We start from the raw sequence: 20,130 nt of genomic DNA, 5'->3' as shown, positions 1-20,130 counted from the left end.
GATGCGATGACACGGCATCAAGTCGGGTGACCCGACGGGGTCAGCACGCTTCTATAGACCTCTTCGTATTTTTCAACCATTGCGGCCATTTCGAACTTGGCAGCCGCCTCCGGCACGCGGGAGGCCATGCCGGCATAGCGTTCGGGATCATTGGCAACAGCCACGATCAGCTCTGCCAGGCCATCTGCATCGATGGTCCAGTCCTGCAAGGGAAACAGCGCTCCGGCCGGCCCCTCCGGCGTGTCGAGCATGACGCGGATCTCGCCGATATCGCTTGCCAGAACCGGCTTCCCGGCGAGCAGGCAGTCGATCAGCACAAGCGGCGCGCTCTCGCCCTTGAAGCGGGACGGCAGGAAGCCCATGTCGGCGGCGGCGAAGTAATCGCGGATATTGCTCTTGAAGCCGAGGAAATGGACAGGATCGCCCGCCGGCCGTGTCCGAAGGCGGTCGAACTCCGGACCTTCTCCGATCAGCAGCAGGTGCACGCGACGCGGTGAGCGGGCATTGGCCGCCGTGACGGCCGTAATCGCTTCCTCCCAGCCCTTTTCCGGAATGGCTCGTGCCACCAGGCACAGCACGAAGTCATTCTCGCCAAGGCCAAGCGTCTGGCGCGATATCGGGTGGATCGGCTTTGAGGGCAGGGCATTGTCGATGCGGTGGAATTTCCCGGCGGAAACAAGATCCGGGGGAAATGCCGCGAGGTTCTTCTCAGCCGTATAGACAAAGGCGTCGATGCGATTGCGCAGCAAAGGCTGGAAGCTCGCGACCTGTTCCGGCGTCATCATTTCGTACATGCCGTGCGTGCTGATCACCTGCCGGATGTCGGTCCTGCCCATCAACAGCATGGCCAGTGTCATATCGACCCAGGCATGATGCGAGTGAACTACGTCGATGCCCATATCCGCGCAGATGCTTGGCAGCCGTTCCAACTGCTCCAGTTCCAGAAGCGAAACCTGTGGCGACACCATGGCCCGCACGCCGGGCTCCGTGGCCTGCTGCCGGCAGTTCAGTACCGTCACCGCATAGCCTTTCCGAGCCAATTCATTTGCGAGCATGATCGGGAAAGTTTCGCCACCACCGGCGGCAAGGGCATAGACCGCCATCAGCACGTTGGGCAGCCGCGTGCCGGCAAGTGGCAGAATCCGCTGCAGATCGTACAGCTGTTGGAATTCCGCCAGACGTCCGTCGCCGCGCTGCGTGCACCAGTGGCCGTACAGCACTTGCTCCTGCCGCTCCAGGCCCTGCGGTTCGACCGCGTAGAGGGAGACGATGCGCTTGGCCACAATCTCATGTTCGCGGTAGTAGATATCCTCTTTCTGGGCGTTGACCGAGGTATTGGCCACGTGCTGCCGATAATAGTTCACGGCTGTCGGATTATAGGCCACGAGGCCGCCTCGCACGAGGGTGAGGTAGAAGACCCAGTCGCCGCACAGCCGCATCCGCAGCCATTCCGGATCATCGAAGAGATCCATCTGCCCCGGATGCCGGAAGACGGCGCTGCTCACATTCGGCACAAGGTTCTTCGCCACCCAGCCGGCCTTGACCAAGGCATGCGCCGAGCGGATGAAGGGGCGGCCCCAGATGGCAAGTCCAAGCTCATGAAGATACTCCTCAAGACGCCAGATCGTTTCCGGCTCTTTGCCCCGCACGAACTGCGTGTTTGCGAAAGCGAGCTTGACACCCTCCGTCTGGAAGCAACGGACCATTTCCTCAAGGAAGTTGTCCGAACAATAGTCGTCGCTCTCGGCGATCCAGATCAGATCGCCCTTTGCCAGCTCCAGGCCCTTTCTCCACTGCTTGAAGACGCCGCCGGAATTTGTCTCGTTGAAGTGGCATATCGTCCGTTCGGGATAGCGCGCCGCATAGTCGCGCAGCACGTCCCGGCTGTCGTCACGGGAGCAGTCGTCGAGCAGGATGATTTCGACGTTGGAATAGCTCTGGCGGTAAATCGAATCCAGCCGCTCTGCCAGATAGGGCGCATGGTTGTAGTTGGGAACGATGACCGAGACCAGGGGACGGAAATCCCCCGCAAGCGGCTGCACCTCGCCATAGAGATCGGCAGAGGAAAATTCCTCGCCCGCAAGGGGGCGCCCGGTCAGCATGGCCGCTCGCCGGATGATGCCACGCATGCCTTCGCGCCGGAACACGCCGGCCACCCTGCGGATCGCAAGCAGCGGCGATCCCTGGTAGAAGGAAAGGGCGGGACGAAGCGCGGCTGCAAGAGCTTTTACGTGCCGAAGCTTGCGGCATAACAAGATCATCGAATCACAACTCTGCCGCGTGTATGCAACCAACCGATTTAACTGCAATCAACCCTCGCCTCGCACGCTATGACTATTCAGGAGGTGCGGATGTTCTCCCTTTTTGCTGCCGATAGGCTCTGCATCGCGAGCCTGCTTAAAAAGCGCAATATACTGTGATGCCGCTACGTCAATTCTATACCTGGCGGCTGCCGGAGGCACAAAGGACAATGCTTTCAGATACTTCGTGCGGTTCGATGCGAACTCGGCTATTTCACGAGCGACTTGCTCCACAGGGACTTCCCAGTCGTCTAGGCCGATAACTGTGCCAGCAAGTTCGCCCTCGACCGTGAGCATGTTTCTGATCTCACCGACATCCGTGCCGATATATGGCCTACCCGCAAAAAGACAATCCACGATCGTAAGCGGGAAACTTTCGGATTTGAATTTGGTGAGCATGATACCCATGTCTGCGGCCGCGTAATGCCCAACCGAGTCCTCGCTAAAGCCCGCCAGATAAACGAAATCCGGGACGGGATTTTTGCAGTAATCATCGTAGACGACACCGTTGCCAACGAGAATCAGGCGGATATCCAGCCCTGACAAGCGTCTGGCGCCGTCAACGGCATCAATCGCTTCTGCCCAACCTTTGTCCGGTATCGCTCGGCTCACGCAGCATAAAACAAATGCCGTCTCAGGGATGTTCATTCGCGCGCGAGAAACAGGAACCACCTCGGGCGGCTGCATTCCGTTCTGGATTTTCTGGAATCGTGGCGAAGAACCATCATAAAGGCCAAGCTTTTTGAACGGATCAAGGTTCTTATCCGCTGTATAGGCCCAGGTTGTGACGTTCCGGTCGGCTGCAGCCAGCTGCTCTTTTGTCACTTCAAAAGCTTCGCCGTGCTCGATCATGCCATGAAGCGAAGCCACATGGGCGCGAAGATCGTCAAACACATCTGGAACCACCAAGGGATATTTTTGAATATGCCATTGGTGCGTGTTCAGCGCCTCTATGTGGAATTTGCGGATAGTCTCCTTGAATTTCGCAATATTGGAGGTCTCGATCAAAGGCACGTCATTGCGAAGCATTTGCCGCACGCCATCCTCGCGACCGCCGAGACCAGCGCTGAGCAGCAGCACTGAGAGACCTTGCCGCTTGAACTCATTCGCCAGGCGAATTGGCAAAATTTCTGCCCCACCGGGGTAAAACCCCATTGTCGACACAAGAACGTTGGGCGAACGCTCAAGGCGCGCCTGAAGAACCGCCTCGTAGTCGTACCAATCTGAAAACTCCGCCTCTGTGTTGCCAACCCTTGTCCAATAGAACGCTTCATAGCCTCGGCGACAACGTTCCAGGACATCAAGGGGAACTTGATAAAGTGCGGCAACCGTCCGGCTTGCCAGTCCGACTTCGCGATAAAAGGAATCTTTCTTGTAGGTGGCTTCAGCCGCGCTGCCCTCATAGCGACGGAAGAAGTTTATCGCGTCAGGGTTATAGGCAATCTTTCCACCTCGAAGGACATGCAGATAAAACACCCAATCGCCGGCGACACGCATCGACAACCACTGCTCATCCTCCAGAAGTGGCAGTTCGATCGGTCGTTTGAAAAGCACACCGCTCGCGTTAGGGATCGTGTTTTTTATGCCTAACGCTTCCTGGACCTCATTGTGGGCCGTCTCGACGTAAGCGCTCTCCCATTTGGCAGCACAAGCAAGATCAGCGACATAAGCCTTGAAATCATCGCGAACCGGCGCCCCATCGCGATTCACGAACATCGATTTTCCGTAGGCGAGCAAGACCGCCTCGTCATCGAAACAACGAACGAGCACCTCAAGAAATTTCTGGTCGCAAAAATCGTCGCTCTCTGCAATCCAGACGAGTTCGCCAGACGCCTCCTTCAGGCCTCTGGCCCATTGTCTGAAAGGCCCCCCGGAATTCTCTGCGTTATATAGAACGCGCGTGACATCCGGGTATTTCGCAAGATATTCATCCAGAATTTCGCGGCTTCCATCGGGAGAGCAATCATCCAGCAATATAACTTCAATGTTTCTGTAGGTTTGGGAATAAATACTGTCGAGGCGCTGTCGCAGGAACAGCTCATGATTGTAGTTTGGAACAATTATTGAAACTTTTGGTAGATGCAGGCCGGTGTCCAGCTTCAAGAGCGCGCGCGCGGTTTCATTCAGCCGATTGAAGCCACCTTGACGGTCGGGTTCGAGATAAAGACCATTCTCCCAGTCATTCCAGGCGTTTATAAACACAAAACGTCTGTCTTCAGGGTGACCCTTCAGGCTGGCTGAAACGCATTCATTCAGCCATTGCCGATAGCTGTCAGTGGAAAAATTCGTGTAGACCAAGCGAGGATCTGTCTGCTGGGCCGTATTGTCACGGGAGAGCGTGACGACAGAGTAAACCGGTTGCAGCAGGCTGGAATCGTTGCGCGCTTTTTCTATACCAGCAGCGCAAACTGCCTTGTAGGGAACGATTTGGACTCCGTTCCGATCAGACGGGCGGAAATTCCCGGTTTCGCCCGATACCGGATGAGCGGGAAAATCAAGAGCAGCGTTACAACCGCTCGAAAGAAGTTCGATGATATGGGTGTGGTTGACGTCGTCAAGAACAGAGCGCCCGACGATAAAGGGCTCATCCAATCCATGTTCGCGAAACCAGCCTCTCAAGGCAGGAACATAACCAGAAACCTGCATCGATGTTTGCGTGGCCTCGACGACGACCAACGGTCTTCCGTCTACCCGCAGGCAGCGCGGGTCGCTGGAAAGCCGCACCAATGCGTCACCGATTGCCGATAGATTTTCCGCCGCCTGCGCAGAGACGTCCACTCTGACGCAAAATCGTATGGCTATGTCTTCATTTTCAAGGAAGAGCGCAAGCGGATCCTTTCGACCCTCAAAGCTTGGCGCAGTCGTCAGCTCAAAACAGAAGGCGGACACGCCATGACGCGTCGCCATCCTGGCTTGATTGCGCAGAACGTCCGCACTGGCCAGATCATAATATCCAAGACTGACGTCGGGTTTCTTTGGCTGAGAATGATGCGGGAACAACGGTCGCGCCGATTGCACCACATCCCAGTCAGGGAGTGCATAAAACGCTATAAGTTTAACGTCGCTATCCAACTCTCCAAACCAGGCATCCTCTTCGCGCCGCCCGCGTACACGATTTGCGATCTGGCGGCCCTCTGCCGCACCGGCAAGGACGTAGTGCAAAAACGGGTTCATTCCCGCATTTCGAATGTCGTCATACGTCGATAGATAGAACTGCGTGTCGAAGTCATCGCTGGGATCGCGACCCTGTCTCCAGCCATGCTCACAGTAGTGGCGAATGGAATCTTCGGGCTTTAATTGAAGTTCGGGGTATACGCAGACGTAAAATTGTTCATCGAACTGACCTGACAGGCGGATTGTCTCGATCTCTCGCTTCAGCGTTTCAGGATCGGTTTCAATCAAGGAGACAACATTGGGTTCCGACGCGGAAATTCGTCGCCCTTCCTGACGGCCGTGCCTGACATAATGAAGGAAAGGGTTTATATTTCCGTTGGCAATGTCAGGGTTTTCAGTCAGATAGAAGGCTGTATCGAAGGTTGCAGAAGGATTGCGATGCTCCTTCCAGCCATGCACGACGAAGTGTGTTGCGGGGTCCAGGCCACTTTCAGAGACGTCGGGATAGGTCGTGCGATAATAGTCCGCATCAAACAACGCACTGTTGCGGACGTCCCGGAGCGATGCGTGCAGCCGCAATTCACGCCAAGCCCGGCGCACACGCTGCTGCAGGGGCACACCGATCTCACCAGATGCAGCTTTCACCTGCGTAATAAGCGACCGCCCCTTGCGCAATGGTTCTGTCACGCGCCATGAACGCGAAGTCAAAATCGTTGCTATTTGCGCGTTCAACCTCTCGACCGTGCGCTCCTCATCGTCAAGCCGTCGAGCATGGTCGTCGCGTTCCCGCTCGATCTGCTCCTCGTGCTCCCGCTGAATGTTCTCAAACTCGAGACGCTGCTGCCTCACCACATCGGTAAGCCTATTGGCAACGTCCTCTCCGATGCAGCCGATCACATCCAGAAGGCTATCGCGATCCACAACCTGCCTGACGTCGTAGATCTCGCGCGACGGCAGGGCGATACGGCTAATTTCCGCCCATGTCGCTCGGTCAATGGCGACCACGGTGGCCGTGGACAGACCCGTATCGCTGACGTTTCGCGAGCAGCTCAGGCCAACATAGATAATGTCATCGCCGACACTGATGCCTCTCGTATAGCCGTCAAATTTTGCCGTGCGCAGCAGCGTGCCATCCGGTGCATATTCCCGGATTTCCTTCATTTCGGAGTTGGCGACAATGAGGTTCTCGCCGCATGGCACGGGACTATGCGGCTGCGAGAGCCCGTCAATCAGTTTCGTGCCCGATACAAGATCTCGCACGAAGCCAGCCCCGGCTGTCGCGTGCTTGTAGCCACGGGTAGTTTCGAATTCGCCAAATGCAGAGAAAACGATCCGTTCGTTCCAGTCTGCCAGACAATTTATGTGCCAGGAATCATGGGCCTCTGCAAACGTCCATGTCTCGACTTCCTGCCCTTCGGCATCAAGCTTTATGACTTTGTTTTCGGTGGTTCCGACGACATAGAAGAACTCCCCCTTGAAGACGACGTCGTGAATGTCGTCGACACCGGCGCCATCGGCGTTGATGACCCACTGTCTGTCACCGGCGAGAACAACCGTGGCCGGTTGAATGCCGCGAAGCACTCGGTTGCCATCGACGGCGAGACCGGTTGACTGGCTCGGATCGATCCTGCGAACCGCGCCACCGTGAATAAAGAACAGGCCTCCGGCCTCGTTGGGGCAAGACACCAGAAGACGATCAAAAATATCAGGCATTTACATTCGCCACGCATTGGAAGTCGAAATCGACGATCTCGGTTGAGCAGTTTCGTTCAAGAGGCAAAACGCGAAAAACGAGCGCGTCGGCTTTGCGATGCAGCACTGCATCGCCGTCACCATCGTCGGCACCGTCACAGCCGAAGACACCCGCGTTCATGAAGTATACTCCGGGATTCAGGTGGCAGGTGAAGGAATATTCGACCATGAAGCGAGTTCCAGGCTCCACCAGAGGAATGGCATCCGCCAGTGTTGGGGCCGACATGAAGCCGCCCAAGGGAATGCCGCTGCCCGTCTTGATGAGCATGCCAAATCGGACATTTGTGATAACTCGGTCGACGCTGACCTCGTATCTGAGCCTGTATCTTCCCCGCCTTTTCAGCAGATTGACCCGACGATCATCGCCCGTCAGGAGTGCGAGATCTCCTATCCGCGCGCCACGGGGCTCGAACTCGATGGTGCTTTGCGGAAGGAAGTTGGGATCAAATCCGTCATCGAACTCTGCCTCGCGCGGTTCGGTGGCAATGCCTTCACTGCTTTCTGAAGCTTTGCCAGGCTCGATCAGCAAACCCGCCACCAACCGATTGCGAACGTCGTCCCGCAGATGCGCGGGCGCATAGAGCAGCTTCTGATAGCTGGACACGATCTGCTTGGGTTCTCCAGAGGCGATGATCTCGCCGCCATCCAGCATGATTGCCCGGTCGCAGAGTTCCACGATCTGCGATGCCGAATGCGAGACGAAGAAGACCGTTGCACCCTTCGCACGAAGGGCCTCGATCCTCGAAAAGCACTTGCGCTGGAAGAGCTCGTCACCCACGGACAAGGCCTCGTCCACGATCAGGATTTCCGGCTCTACATTGATGGCCACCGCAAAGGCCAGCCGCACCATCATGCCGCTTGAGTAGCTCTTGACCGGCTGTTCGATGAAGTCCCCGATATCGGCAAATGCGGCGATGTCGTCGAAGCGCGCGTCGATCTCGTCCTTGTTAACGCCGAGGATCGCGGCGTTCATGTAGACGTTTTCACGGCCGGTAAATTCGGGGTTGAAGCCCGAGCCCAGTTCCAGCAGGGCGGAGATGCGGCCGTGCGCCTTGATGCTGCCGGAGGTCGGGTTGAGGGTGCCGCAGATCATCTGCAGCAGGGTCGATTTGCCGCTGCCGTTGCGGCCGATGATGCCGACGGTCTCGCCCTTCTTCACCTCGAAGGAGACATCGCGCAGCGCCCAGAATTCCCTGAAATATTGCGGTCGCGACAGGCCGATGGCGTGGCGCAGGCGCGGCAGCACGAACTGCTTCAGGCGGGCGCGCGGTGTGTCGTAGATCTGATAGCACTTGCTGACGTTTTCGACCTTGATCGCCACCTCAGAGGACATCGGCAAACCCCTTGCGCGTCGCCTGGAACCAGGCAAAGCCGACCCATGCCACCGCAAGGGAGGCGAGGCCATAAAGGCCAAGGAGCGGAAAATCGGGCGCCTTTCCCCAGAACAGGACATCGCGCGACAGCTCGATCGCCGGTGTCAGGGGGTTGAGATAGAGAAAGATGCGCATGTCGTCCGGCAGGGCGCTTGCCGGATAGAAGACGGGCGACAGGAACATCAGGGCGGTCGTTGCCACGCCAATGAACTGGGAGACATCGCGCAGATAGACCCCGAGCGAGGCCAGGATCCAGCTGATGCCCAGCGTGAATATGCACAGCGGCAGCAGTACAAGCGGAAAGAAGACCACCGTTGCCGGCGGAAGGCCGTAAAAGACGAGATAGGCCAGAAACCAGACCGACAGGCTGACGATGAGGTGGAAGAGCGCCGATCCGAGGACGACGGTGGGAAGAATTTCCAGCGGAAAGACCACTTTCTTCACGTAGTTCGGATTGCCGACGATGAGGCCGGAGGCACGATTGATCGTCTCGGCGAAGAGATTGAAGGTCATCAGCCCGGCAAACAGCACCAGCGCGAATTCTGCCTTCGAACCGCCGCCCGTTCCCCATTTCGCCTTCAGCACCGAGCTGAACACGAAGGTATAGACGCTCAGCATCAGCAAGGGATTGAAAAAGGACCAGAACACGCCAAGAAACGATCCCCGATAGCGACCCAGCACCTCGCGCCTGATGGAAGCCTTGAGAAGGCCGCGGTGCCGCCATTGACTGGCTGCCATTTCGCGAAGGGTGGCGGGAAAGGCCTGCATCAGTCAAACAGCTCCGCCGTCTCAAGCGTCGGTGCAGCGGCGTCCTTTGCCGCAAGCTTCGGCTCGCCCTCGAACGGCCAGTCGATGGCAAGGCTCTTATCATTCCATACGATACTGCGCTCGTGCTCAGGCGCGTAGTAGTCGGTCGTCTTGTAGAGAAATTGCGCCGCTTCGCTGAGGACGACAAAGCCGTGCGCAAATCCCTCCGGCACCCAGAGCTGCTTCTTGTTCTCCGCGCTCAGATGTACGCCGACCCAGCGGCCGAAGGTCGGAGACGACCGGCGAATATCGACGGCAACGTCGAAGACCTCGCCCTCCACGACCCGCACCAGCTTTCCCTGTGGCTGCCGGATCTGGTAATGCAGCCCGCGCAGGACATGGCGCAAGGACCTGGAATGGTTGTCCTGGACAAATTCCCGCTGAAGACCCGTTGCCTCCTGGAACGCGCGCGCGTTGAAGCTCTCGAAGAAATAGCCGCGATCATCGCCGAACACTTTCGGCTCGAGGATGAGGACATCGGGAATGCTGGTGGGAACGGCCTGCATCAGAACACCTCGTCCTTCAGAAGGTTCATCAGATAGGTGCCGTAGCCGCTCTTCTTCAGGGGGGCTGCCAGCGCTTCCAGCTGGCCCGCGTCGATCCAGCCCGCCCGGTAGGCGACCTCTTCCGGGCAGGCGACCCGCAAGCCCTGCCGCTTTTCGATCGTGGCGATATAGTGTCCCGCTTCCAGGAGGGAATCATGCGTGCCGGTATCGAGCCAGGCATAGCCGCGACCCATGATCTCGACGTCCAGCTGCCCCTGTTTCAGATAGCAGCTGTTGACATCGGTGATCTCCAGCTCGCCGCGTGCGGAGGGCTTGATGTCGGCGGCGATGTCGCAGACCTGGCTGTCGTAGAAATAAAGGCCCGTCACCGCGTAGTTCGACTTCGGCTTCAAGGGTTTTTCCTCGATCGACAGCGCCTTCTTGTTGCTGTCGAAATCCACTACGCCATAGCGCTCCGGATCGGTGACGTGATAGGCGAAGACGGTTGCGCCATCGGGCTTTCCCGCCGCATTCTTCAGCAGCTTCTGGAAATCATGGCCGTAGAAGATATTGTCGCCCAGAACGAGGGCAGACGGGTATTTCCCGACAAAATCGCGGCCGAGGATGAAGGCTTGCGCCAGCCCGTCGGGACTTGGCTGCACGCAATAGCTGAGGTTCAGACCCCATTGGCTGCCGTCACCCAGCAGGGCCTCGAAGCGGGGCGTGTCCTGCGGCGTCGAGATGATCAGGATATCGCGGATGCCCGCCAGCATCAGGGTGGTCAGCGGATAGTAGATCATCGGCTTGTCATAGACCGGCAGCAGCTGCTTGGAGACGGCAAGCGTCGCCGGATGAAGACGTGTGCCGGATCCACCGGCCAGTATGATACCCTTGCGTGTCGTCATTGCCTCAAAACATCTGCTGGAGAACATGGTCGATACCGGCCTGCCAGTGCGGCAGTTCAAGGCCGAATGTCGCTTTAAACTTTTGTGTGTCGAGCCTGGAATTGGCAGGCCGTTTCGCCGGTGTCGGATAATCCGCCGTCGGAATGGGAAGAATGGCATTGGGCGCAACGCGGATCGTCTTTCCCGCGCGCCGCGCCGTCTCAATCACATGACAGGCATAGGCATGCCATGTCGTTTCGCCGCCTGCAACGAGATGATAAACGCCATCGAGAACGGCGTGTTCTGCGGCCAGGGCGTCGCGTATGGCATGCGCCGTCGCATCGGCAATCAGGGCGGCGGATGTCGGTGCGCCGACCTGGTCTGCAACGACCTTCAGGTCTTCACGCTCTGCGGCAAGCCGCAGCATGGTTTTTGCAAAATTGCCGCCATGAGCCCCGGCAACCCAGGATGTGCGGAAGATCAGATGCCGCGCACCGCTGTCCTTCAGCGCTTGCTCGCCGGCAAGCTTGCTGCGCCCATAGACGCCTTGCGGGTTCGGCGCATCGGCTTCGCTGTAGAAACCCTCTTGCATCCCATCGAACACGTAATCGGTGGAATAATGCACGACGAGCGCGCCAAGCGCTGCAGCTTCTGCGCCGATCACGCCGGGGGCCGTCGCATTGACGGAAAACGCCAGCTCCTCTTCGGTCTCGGCCTTGTCGACGGCCGTATAGGCGGCCGGATTGACGATCACATCGGGCTTCACCCGCCGGATGAGCGCGCGAACCTCGTCGTGGTCTGCAAGGTTGCAGACACTGCGGTCCACCGCGATCACCTCGCCAAGCGGCGCAAGCGCCCGCTGCAGCTCAAACCCGACTTGACCGTTCTTGCCCGTTAACAGCAGCCGCATCGGTCAGTGACTATACTGTTTGCCGAGCCAGTTCTGGTAGGCTCCGCTCGTCACGTTCGCCACCCAGTCCTGGTTCGCCAGATACCACTCGACTGTCTTGCGGATGCCCGTCTCGAAGGTCTCGACCGGCTTCCATCCGAGTTCCCTTTCCAGCTTGGTCGCGTCGATTGCATAGCGTCGGTCGTGACCGGGACGGTCCTTCACGAAGGTGATCTGGCTTGCATAGGAAAGCCCGTCGGCGCGTGGCTGCAGCTCATCGAGGATGGCGCAGAGCGTACCGACCACATCCAGATTGGCCATCTCGTTCCAGCCACCGACATTGTAGGTTTCGCCAAGTTTTCCCGCCTCGAGAACCCGCCGGATGGCGGCGCAATGATCCTTCACATAGAGCCAGTCGCGGATCTGCTGGCCATCGCCATAGATCGGCAGCGGTTTCAGCGACAGCGCGTTGAGGATGCAAAGCGGGATGAGCTTTTCCGGAAAATGGAACGGCCCGTAATTGTTGGAGCAATTGGTGGTGAGCACCGGCAGGCCATAGGTGTGATGGTAGCACCGGACAAGATGGTCGGAGGCGGCCTTGCTGGCGGAATAGGGGCTGTTCGGCTTGTACTGGTCGCCTTCGCGGAAGGCCGGATCGGTCTTCTCCAGCGAGCCGTACACCTCATCGGTCGAGACGTGCAGGAAGCGGAAGGCGTGCTTTTCCCCGTCCGGCAGCTCGCCCCAATAGCGACGCGCTTCCTCCAGCAGGCTAAACGTCGAGACCACATTCGTCTGAATGAATTCGGCGGGTCCATGGATCGATCGATCGACATGGGATTCGGCGGCGAAATTCACGATGGCGCGCGGTCTGTGGTCGGCGAGAAGTTTGGAGATCACCGTCACGTCGCCGATATCGGCCTTGACGAAGATGTGGCGGGCATCGCCATTCAGCGCAGTCAGGTTGTCGAGATTACCGGCATAGGTCAACTTGTCGACGTTGACGATCGGTTCGTCACTCTCGGCAAGCCAGTCGAGCACGAAATTGCTGCCAATGAAGCCAGCGCCGCCAGTCACTAGAATAGTCATCGAATGTCTCTCACGTATCTTGCGCACACGCCAAGATGCTGAATTAGTTCATCGAGGGCCTGGAGCCTCTGGGCAAGAGGGAGTTACACGACGATCGGAGGCCGGTCAAACCTTCTTGCTCAATTAGCAGTCCCTGTTAATCGGCGCGGGGTGGGTGGCCCCATCCGCTGCCGGTTTCATCATCGCATGGATCACTGCCTCACGAGCTTGCCCTCCTGACGAGCGTCTTCAGGCTCGGCGATCACCACGCGGTTGCGGCCGGTGGTCTTGGCGCGGTAGAGCGCTTCGTCCGCGTGATCGATGGCCGGTTGCAGCGTGTGCCTGCTGGGAGGGATCGCCGCGATGCCGAGGCTGACGGTGATCGTGCGCGGCGTGCCGCGCAGCTGCCAGATCCGGCTCGCAACGGCGGCCCGAAATGTTTCGGCAAGACGGGCGGCGTCCGGCGGGGCAAGGTCCGGCAGGTAGGCCACGAATTCCTCGCCGCCCAGCCGTGCCGTGATACCGTTTTCGCCAATCACCTGCTGCAATTGCCGCCCCACCTGCGCCAGGACCTCGTCGCCGGCCGCATGGCCGTGGCTGTCATTGACCGTCTTGAAGTGATCGATGTCGCAGACAATCACGGATCCGGCGGAAAGGCCGGGCAGAAACGCCCGGTCGATGGCCGCGTCAAAGCCGCGCCGGTTGAAAAGCCCGGTCAGCGGGTCGCGTTCGGCCGCGTCCCGGTGCCGCTCGATGGCCGCCGAGCCGATGGCGGCCAGCGCTGCGAAGGGAAATGTCAGGCAGATCGTGATGGTCGTCAGGTGGACGCTGAGATTATAGGCGGAATTGACGAAATCGGCCAGATCGTCGCTCTCATCGACAAAGAAGAAGAACACCACCGCCCGTACAAGTGTGTCGGCAAGGCAGAGGCCGACCGTGGCCAGAAGCACCCGGTCCACACCCCGCGCGGCGCGCGGCACCGCGACCACGAGGGCTAGCGCCACCAGGCATGCAAAGCCGAGATCGGTCAGCAGCAGCTGGTAGCGCAGGCTCTCCATGATGAAGACGGTGTGGACGAGGAGAACCATATAGGCGGCGCAAAACAGCCGGCGCTCAAGGTGCCACAGCGGCGCTTTAAAATGCAGGAGGACGGCGCTTGAATAGCAATAGGCGGCGGCAATGAAGATCGCGCCCGAGACGAAGGCATCGAAGGCCGGAGCGACCGGAAACGTCGACAGCAGAAAGCCGGCGGTCGTCAGGCCAAAGCCGGCTGACCAGTGCCAGGTGGTGGCGATACCGACCCGCCAGAGGTTGAAGAAAATGGTCGCAACCATCCCGAAAATGACCGGCGGCACGTAAACGATGATGTTGCTCGTGCCCATGGCTTGCTCAGCTCGACAGGGGCGATCCGGCGCGACGACTGTCATCCGCGGCCTGTCTTATTCTGAAGCAATTGAAAGAACCGCTTATGGTCAAGGGCTTGATCAGTGTGCTGTTTCCTCATGGCACAAATTGGTCATGCAAAGCCTGACTGAAATATCAGACATGTATCGTTTTCTCCAGTGGCCACCATGCGTTGTCCCCGGCTTTGCATCCGCGCGGAGCCGGGCGGAACAGCGGGGTGCTCGCGCTTTTCCGGGACCCGCTCCATGTGCAACATCGCTTACAGCGTCGCCTAAAAGTTCTCGATCACGTTTGAGGTCGCCTTCGGCTCGGTTCGCGGTCATGATGGGCAGATTGCATCTGTCACAGTGTCCTTCATGCCGTTCATTCCGCTTCCCTTTGTCGTTGCCATTCTTCTCACCCTCGTCTTCGTGCACGTCATCCGGCGTGACGAGGAGGGCGTGCGCAACGGGCCGTTCCTGGCGCTCATTCTGCTGAGCGTCTTCCAGTCGATCCTCTCGGGCCTGCGCTGGGGCTATGGGGTGACGGCGGTCATGTATCTGGCGCCGGTCGGGGCGGCGATGGTTCCGCCGCTTGCCTATGCGGGCGTGCTGCGGCTGGTGCGCCAAAGCCGGGCACCGGTCACGCGCCGGCTTCTCCTGCATGCGCTTCCGGCGCTCATCATCGTCGTGCTGCTGCTGTTCGGCCGCGAACCGATCGACCTTGTGCTGGTGGCGATCTTTGTCGGTTATGCGGTGGCCATTCTTCTCCTGATGGGCAAGGGGGCGGATGCGCTGAAGCTTGCGCCGTTCGAGGGCAGCGCGCGGGCCTATCGCGCCATTCTGTTTGCAGCCTTTGCCCTCCTGTTTTCCGCCACCATCGATACGCTGGTCTTTCTCGATTTTGCCATGGCCCAGGGCGCCTATGTGCGACCGGTGGTGGCCGTCGGCAATCTGGCGCTGCTTGCCATCCTCTCTGTCGCAGCAGCCAGCGCTGGCGCCCCCGTCGTACCGGTGGAAAAGGCAGAGCCTGTGGCGGATGCCGCCCTGCCGGAGGATGGCCAGACGCTTGCCGCAATCGAGAGCCTGATGCGCGTCAAGCGCGTCTATCGCGATGCCGATCTCAGTCTCGACCGGCTGGCACGCAAGGCCGGCATTCCGTCCCGGCAGATTTCTGCGGCCATCAACCGGGCGACGGGCAAGAATGTCTCGCAATATGTCAACGAGCAGCGGATTGCGGAAGCCTGTGCGCTTCTGGAGGAGAGCGACCGGCCGGTGACCGAGATCATGTTTGCCGTCGGCTTCCAGACGAAATCCAATTTTAACCGCGAATTCCGCCGCGTGACCGACACGACGCCGCTCGAATGGCGGGCGAAGAGAGCGTCCTTGAACGCGATCTAGCACGCAGCACATCGCGTTTCAGGTCGCGCAGTGGCTGCCATGCCGTCAGTCTTGCGGCATGAACACGCCAAATCGCAGTCCGCACCCCTTTGTCCCGCCGCGCGACGTGTCGCGCGATGCGGCACTCCGGTCTCTCTTTGAAGAGCCCGTTTCACCAAAACCCGAGCCGCCGGCACGCACAGGCCGGCGCCTCTCTCTCGCTGCTCTGGCCATGGCGCTTGCCGGTGCTGCGGCTGGCCTGGTGCTGATCCTCCAGCCGCCTATCCTGCCCCTGCGCAATCCCGTCCCGGCGCCGGCACCGGTGGTGGACAAACCCGCAGCCGTGGCGCCCATGCCGCCTGCCGCGCGTGAAATCACCGGGTCCGGTTTCGTTACCGCGCCGCAGAAAACCCTGGTGTTTTCCAAATACGAGGGGCAGCTCGTCCGGGTCGCGGTGGCGACAGGCGATCTCGTCTCGGCCGGTGACGTGCTCGTCGTGCTGGACGATGCCACTGCCCGCTCGACGCTCGATCAGGCGCTTCTCGACCGGCAAAAGGCAGAGCTGCAGGCAAAGGCCGCCGCTCTTGATCTCTCCCAGACAACGACCTCCCTCTCGCGCACAAAAAATCTTGCCTTGCGCGATGCGGCCACGCGCCAGGCGCTGGAAGAGGCGCAGACGGCGATGCTGAAGGCCGAAAACGCCCTGGCGCAGGCGCGCCAGTCGATCGACAGCGCGGATCTCGCCATTCGGGTCGCGCAGGAACGGGTCGATGCACTTACCGTGCGCGCGCCCTTTGCCGGCACCGTCACCCGGCTCGATGCCCATGTCGGCGATAGCGTTCTCTCTCGCTCCGACAGCGTGCGCGAAAGCCAGAGCCTTCTTGCACTCACCGACATGACGGATCTGGTGATCGATGCCGATGTGGCCGAACGCCAGATTGCCGGCCTTGTGCCGGGCCTTGCCGGGCAGGCGGTGCTGGATGGATTTCCAGACCGGCCGTTTGCCGTCACCGTCCGCCGGCTTTCCCCCGTCGCCTCGGCGGAGAAGGGCACGCTGTCGCTGCGCCTCTCCCTCTCCAATCCGCCCGCGGGCATCCGGCCGAACATGGCCGCGCGCATCCGCCTTTTCCTCAACGACACCGGAGACCGACTGCCATGAGCCAACCGGACACCATCGATACCCTCTTACCCGCGTCGCCAGTACCGGAATCGCTGCCGGAACCGCTGCCGGACGCGCCCTACATTGCGCTGGAAAACCTGCGGAAGGCCTATCGGATCGGCCAGCAGGCGATCCCGATCTTTGCCGGCCTCGACCTTGCCATAGCGGAAGGTGATTTCGTCGCCATCATGGGGCCGTCCGGGTCCGGCAAGTCGACCCTTCTCAATCTGCTCGCCGGCATCGACCGGCCGGATGGCGGTGTCTTGCGCATCGGCAACAGCCGTCTGGACCAGATGGGGGAGGGCGCGCGGGCGGCCTGGCGGGCGCACCACATGGGCATCGTCTTCCAGTTCTACAATCTTCTGCCGATGCTGAGCGCGGCGGAAAACGTCGAGCTGCCGCTCCTCCTGAAGCCGCTGTCGCGCCGGGAGCGGCGGGCACGGGTTGAGAGGGTGCTTGATCTCGTCGGCCTTGCCGGGCGGGAAAACCATCGACCGGGCATGATGTCCGGTGGCCAGCAGCAACGCGTCGGCATTGCGCGCGCCATCGTGTCTGATCCGCCGCTTCTGCTCTGCGACGAGCCGACCGGCGATCTTGACCGCGCCTCGGCCGATGCGGTGCTCGACATGCTGCGCTTCCTCAACAGCGAGATGAAGAAGACCATCGTGATGGTGACGCATGATCCGCAGGCCGCCCTCTATGCCCGCCGCACGCTCATCCTCGACAAGGGCCGTTTCATCGAAGAGGCGAGGGCCGCCTGATGACGCTGTTTGATCTTGCCCGCCGCAATGCCTGGCGAAAGCCGATGCGCACCGTGCTGCTCCTCGTCTGCATTGCCATTGCCTTCCTGATCTACGGGCTGACGTCGAGTTTTCTCGCCGGCTCGCAAGGTGCCTCGGCCGCAAACGAGGATATTCTCGGCGTCATGAGTGCGGGCGGACGCGGCCAGGCGCTGCCGATGGCTCTTGGCGAGCGGCTGAAGGGTGATCCCGATGTCGCAGATATTGCCCCTCTCGTGCGGATGCGCGGTTTTGTCGGCACGGAAAGGAATGTTGTGGCCGTCAGCGCTGCCGATCCGGTGCGGATGATGGCGGTGAACGGCAAGGGCCTCGGCCTCGGCACGCCTCAGATCGAAGCCTTGGGCGCGGCGCGCGACACGCTGCTGGTCGGGCGGGCGCTTGCCGAGGCGCAAGGGTTCAAGGTCGGCCAGTCGGTGACGGTGAGCGCCTTCGACATGCTGAAAAAGGAGGGCGGACGCGACTGGCGCTTCACCATTGCCGGCATTTTCGACGGCGAAAACGCCTCCACCGACACCTATTTCGCCATTGCCCGCCTGGATTACGTCAATGCGGCACGCGCCAGGGGCAGCGATACGGTGGATGCCTTCGTGGTGCGCCCGAAGGCCGGCGCCGATGTGGGGCGCCTTGCCGCGCGCATCGATGCGCTGTTTCGAAATTCCGCCTCGCCGACGCGCACGCAGTCGGAAAAGCAGTTTCTCGAGGCGTTCCTGCGCCAGTATGCCGATGTCGGCCTGATCGTGAATCTTGTCGTGGGGGCGGCCTTCGTTACGCTGATGATGATCGTCGTCAACACCATGGTGTTTGCCGTGCGCGAACGCCGCTTCGAGATCGGCGTCCTGAAGACGCTCGGCTTTCCACAAAGGACGATCCTGACGCTTATCCTCTTCGAAACGCTGTTCCTGCTGGCGCTTGGCGGCGCAATCGGCCTTGTGCTTGCAAAGCTCGGCACGCTTGCCGCCGGGCCGGCACTTGGCCTTGTGCTGACGCCCGCCATCCTCGCCCGGGCGCTTGGCCTCATCATCGGGCTTGGCCTTGCGGCGGGCGCCCTTCCGGCGCTTGGCGCCTGGCGCATGCCCATTGTTTCCGCTTTCAGAACGAGGTGACCGCATGCTCTTCCAGCAAACCCGCGTGATGATCCACGCAAGCCTTGCAAGCCTTCCCCGGCGCTTTGCCCTCTCGGCGTCGATGGCGCTATCGGTGGCGCTGGTGGTGATGACCCTTGCCGGCTTTCTCGCCATGGCCAAGGGTTTTGAGGTGGCGCTTGCCGGCGCAGGCTCGCCACGCGTGGCCGTCATTCTGGGCGGCGGCACCAACCAGGAAAGCGGCTCGGCCATTCCGCCGGGCGCCCTTCACGCGCTGTCGGCGCTGAGCGGTGATCCGGGCCTTGCACGCAATACCGCCGGTGATCTCCTCCTGTCGCGGGAAATCGTCGTTCCCGTCGATGTGGCAGACGTCAAGAGCGGCGCTTCCCGCACGCTTGCACTGCGCGGCATGGATGCGACCGGTGCCGCCATCCGCGATACCGTCACGCTGACCCAGGGCCTGATGTTTTCAGGCGGTCGGCGCGATATCGTCATCGGCGCTAAGATCGCGCGCGCCCTTGGCCTGTATGTCGGGGATGTGCTGCGGCTCGGCCCGGTCGACTGGACGGTGTCGGGCGAATTCTCGGCCGGCGGCAGTGCGTTTGAAAGTGAAATCTGGGCGGATCTGGAGGCTGTGCGCGCCGCCTTCGACCGGCAGGGCGAGGTGCAGAGCGTCAAGCTGCGGCTGAACGATCCGATGGCGCTCGAGCGTCTGCAACAGTACCTTGCGGGCGTTGCCGAAACGCCGCTTGTCGCTGTCAGCGAAGCGGATCTCTATGCGGGGCAATCGGCGCGAACGGCAAGCCTCATCCGCCTCTTCGGCTGGCCGCTTGCCGGGCTGATGGCCTTTGGCGCCAGTGCGGGGGCGCTCAACACGATGATGAGTTCTGTCTCTGAGCGGGCCGTGGAGATCGCAACCGTGCGGGCGCTCGGCTTCAGCCGGCTTGCCGCCTTCATCGCCACCGGGGTGGAGGCCATGGTGCTGGCGCTTGTTGGTACGGTGCTAGGGATTGGTCTCTCGCTGATCGCCTTCAACGGCTGGCAGGCGAGCACGATCGGCGCCAACAATGCGCGCATGGCGTTTGATCTCGCCGTCACGCCCGACGTGATGCTGTCGGCCGGCCTCATCGGCCTTGTGATCGGCCTCGTCGGCGGCGCCTTGCCAGCCCTTGCCGCCACGCGCCAGCCGCTTGCGGCGGCTTTGGGGGGAAGGGGCTGACCTTTGGCGAAGGGGCTGACGTTTTCAGGCCCTGACGCGTCAGCGCTGGCGCGCCTTGCGGTTGGCATAGCGGCGGTCGCGTTCTGCCTTGCGGGCGGCTTCGTCGTCGAGTACGCGGCTGACGCGGGTCTTGTTGGCGGCTTCGCGGGCATCGGCTTCTGCCGTTTCGGCAGCGGCGAGGGCTGCGGCGCGTTCGGCGGCTTCCGCTTCCAGACGGTTCTTTTCGTCACGCTTTGCCTGCTCGCGTTCGGCGCGGCGCGCGTCGCGGGCTTCGGCAATGGCACGCTGTTCAGCCATGCGCGCTTCGCGGTTCGGTTCTGCGGCTTCCTTTGCGGCCCGGTAAGCGGCAAGCTGGGCCGCCTTTGCCTCGGCGGCCGTGCCGCGACGCTCGGATATCTCTTTGTTTCGAATGTTTTTCAAATCTCTATCCCGGTTGTGT

15 protein-coding genes are annotated in these 20,130 nt (G+C 60.6%); 5 read left to right on the top strand and 10 right to left on the bottom strand.

Features of this window, described 5'->3' with window-relative positions:
* Positions 1-17 precede the first annotated feature (17 nt).
* From J2858_RS02920 to J2858_RS02880, 9 genes are all read right to left on the bottom strand, one after another.
* Entirely contained in the window at positions 18-2,261 is a 2,244-nt protein-coding gene (locus J2858_RS02920) for a glycosyltransferase (protein ID WP_210103236.1), read from the bottom strand.
* Between the two features lie 48 nt (positions 2,262-2,309).
* Positions 2,310-7,127 (bottom strand): glycoside hydrolase family 99-like domain-containing protein, encoded by a 4,818-nt coding sequence (locus J2858_RS02915; RefSeq protein ID WP_210103235.1) that lies wholly within the window; start codon positions 7,125-7,127, stop codon positions 2,310-2,312.
* On the bottom strand, positions 7,120-8,487 hold the full coding sequence (locus tag J2858_RS02910) for an ABC transporter ATP-binding protein (protein WP_348635438.1): 1,368 nt from the start codon (positions 8,485-8,487) through the stop codon (positions 7,120-7,122). Before J2858_RS02910 ends, J2858_RS02915 begins: the two co-directional genes overlap by 8 nt.
* Position 8,488: 1 nt before the next feature.
* Positions 8,489-9,307 (bottom strand): ABC transporter permease, encoded by an 819-nt coding sequence (locus tag J2858_RS02905; protein ID WP_245365525.1) that lies wholly within the window; start codon positions 9,305-9,307, stop codon positions 8,489-8,491.
* Entirely contained in the window at positions 9,307-9,852 is a 546-nt protein-coding gene (gene rfbC, locus J2858_RS02900; RefSeq protein WP_210103234.1) for a dTDP-4-dehydrorhamnose 3,5-epimerase, read from the bottom strand. Before rfbC ends, J2858_RS02905 begins: the two co-directional genes overlap by 1 nt.
* Positions 9,852-10,736, bottom strand: a complete 885-nt coding sequence (rfbA, locus tag J2858_RS02895; protein ID WP_210103233.1) for a glucose-1-phosphate thymidylyltransferase RfbA — start codon at positions 10,734-10,736, stop codon at positions 9,852-9,854. Before rfbA ends, rfbC begins: the two co-directional genes overlap by 1 nt.
* Before the next feature lie 4 nt (positions 10,737-10,740).
* On the bottom strand, positions 10,741-11,625 hold the full coding sequence (rfbD, locus tag J2858_RS02890) for a dTDP-4-dehydrorhamnose reductase (RefSeq protein ID WP_210103232.1): 885 nt from the start codon (positions 11,623-11,625) through the stop codon (positions 10,741-10,743).
* 3 nt (positions 11,626-11,628) lie between these two features.
* Positions 11,629-12,690 (bottom strand): dTDP-glucose 4,6-dehydratase, encoded by a 1,062-nt coding sequence (rfbB, locus tag J2858_RS02885; protein WP_210103231.1) that lies wholly within the window; start codon positions 12,688-12,690, stop codon positions 11,629-11,631.
* Between the two features lie 191 nt (positions 12,691-12,881).
* A complete protein-coding gene (locus J2858_RS02880) occupies positions 12,882-14,051 on the bottom strand; it encodes a GGDEF domain-containing protein (protein ID WP_210103230.1) in 1,170 nt (389 codons plus the stop codon).
* Between the two features lie 378 nt (positions 14,052-14,429).
* Here J2858_RS02880 and J2858_RS02875 point away from each other — a divergent pair, with 378 nt between their 5' ends.
* From J2858_RS02875 to J2858_RS02855, 5 genes are read left to right on the top strand one after another with little or no spacing between them, the layout of a single operon-like run.
* Positions 14,430-15,452 (top strand): helix-turn-helix domain-containing protein, encoded by a 1,023-nt coding sequence (locus J2858_RS02875; protein ID WP_210103229.1) that lies wholly within the window; start codon positions 14,430-14,432, stop codon positions 15,450-15,452.
* Positions 15,453-15,510: 58 nt separating this feature from the next.
* Positions 15,511-16,590 (top strand): efflux RND transporter periplasmic adaptor subunit, encoded by a 1,080-nt coding sequence (locus tag J2858_RS02870; protein WP_210103228.1) that lies wholly within the window; start codon positions 15,511-15,513, stop codon positions 16,588-16,590.
* A complete protein-coding gene (locus J2858_RS02865; RefSeq protein WP_210103227.1) occupies positions 16,587-17,351 on the top strand; it encodes an ABC transporter ATP-binding protein in 765 nt (254 codons plus the stop codon). Before J2858_RS02870 ends, J2858_RS02865 begins: the two co-directional genes overlap by 4 nt.
* Positions 17,351-18,493: an ABC transporter permease gene (locus tag J2858_RS02860; protein WP_210103226.1), complete on the top strand. Its 1,143-nt coding sequence runs from the start codon at positions 17,351-17,353 to the stop codon at positions 18,491-18,493. The genes J2858_RS02865 and J2858_RS02860 overlap by 1 nt, the downstream gene beginning before the upstream one ends.
* A gap of 4 nt (positions 18,494-18,497) precedes the next feature.
* Entirely contained in the window at positions 18,498-19,691 is a 1,194-nt protein-coding gene (locus tag J2858_RS02855; protein ID WP_210103225.1) for an ABC transporter permease, read from the top strand.
* A gap of 39 nt (positions 19,692-19,730) precedes the next feature.
* Here the strand turns inward: J2858_RS02855 and J2858_RS02850 are convergent, their stop codons facing one another.
* Positions 19,731-20,111 carry a DUF6481 family protein gene (locus J2858_RS02850; protein WP_210103224.1) on the bottom strand — a complete coding sequence of 127 codons (381 nt, stop codon included), beginning with the start codon at positions 20,109-20,111 and terminating at the stop codon, positions 19,731-19,733.
* Between the last annotated feature and the right edge of the window lie 19 nt (positions 20,112-20,130).

It is taken from the genome of Neorhizobium galegae, assembly GCF_017877135.1.
Classification (GTDB): domain Bacteria; phylum Pseudomonadota; class Alphaproteobacteria; order Rhizobiales; family Rhizobiaceae; genus Neorhizobium; species Neorhizobium galegae_A.
The sequence above is the reverse complement of the archived record's forward strand: the minus strand, read 5'-3'. Positions and strand labels throughout refer to the sequence as shown.

What these genes read in the sequence shown, in the direction of transcription:
- J2858_RS02920 (WP_210103236.1), bottom strand. Translation starts at nt 2,261, where the DNA reads ATGATCTTGTTATGCCGCAAGCTTCGGCACGTAAAAGCTCTTGCAGCC.
- J2858_RS02915 (WP_210103235.1), bottom strand. Translation starts at nt 7,127, where the DNA reads ATGCCTGATATTTTTGATCGTCTTCTGGTGTCTTGCCCCAACGAGGCC.
- J2858_RS02905 (WP_245365525.1), bottom strand. Translation starts at nt 9,307, where the DNA reads ATGCAGGCCTTTCCCGCCACCCTTCGCGAAATGGCAGCCAGTCAATGG.
- rfbC (WP_210103234.1), bottom strand. Translation starts at nt 9,852, where the DNA reads ATGCAGGCCGTTCCCACCAGCATTCCCGATGTCCTCATCCTCGAGCCG.
- rfbA (WP_210103233.1), bottom strand. Translation starts at nt 10,736, where the DNA reads ATGACGACACGCAAGGGTATCATACTGGCCGGTGGATCCGGCACACGT.
- rfbD (WP_210103232.1), bottom strand. Translation starts at nt 11,625, where the DNA reads ATGCGGCTGCTGTTAACGGGCAAGAACGGTCAAGTCGGGTTTGAGCTG.
- rfbB (WP_210103231.1), bottom strand. Translation starts at nt 12,690, where the DNA reads ATGACTATTCTAGTGACTGGCGGCGCTGGCTTCATTGGCAGCAATTTC.
- J2858_RS02880 (WP_210103230.1), bottom strand. Translation starts at nt 14,051, where the DNA reads ATGGGCACGAGCAACATCATCGTTTACGTGCCGCCGGTCATTTTCGGG.
- J2858_RS02875 (WP_210103229.1), top strand. Translation starts at nt 14,430, where the DNA reads ATGCCGTTCATTCCGCTTCCCTTTGTCGTTGCCATTCTTCTCACCCTC.
- J2858_RS02870 (WP_210103228.1), top strand. Translation starts at nt 15,511, where the DNA reads ATGAACACGCCAAATCGCAGTCCGCACCCCTTTGTCCCGCCGCGCGAC.
- J2858_RS02865 (WP_210103227.1), top strand. Translation starts at nt 16,587, where the DNA reads ATGAGCCAACCGGACACCATCGATACCCTCTTACCCGCGTCGCCAGTA.
- J2858_RS02860 (WP_210103226.1), top strand. Translation starts at nt 17,351, where the DNA reads ATGACGCTGTTTGATCTTGCCCGCCGCAATGCCTGGCGAAAGCCGATG.
- J2858_RS02855 (WP_210103225.1), top strand. Translation starts at nt 18,498, where the DNA reads ATGCTCTTCCAGCAAACCCGCGTGATGATCCACGCAAGCCTTGCAAGC.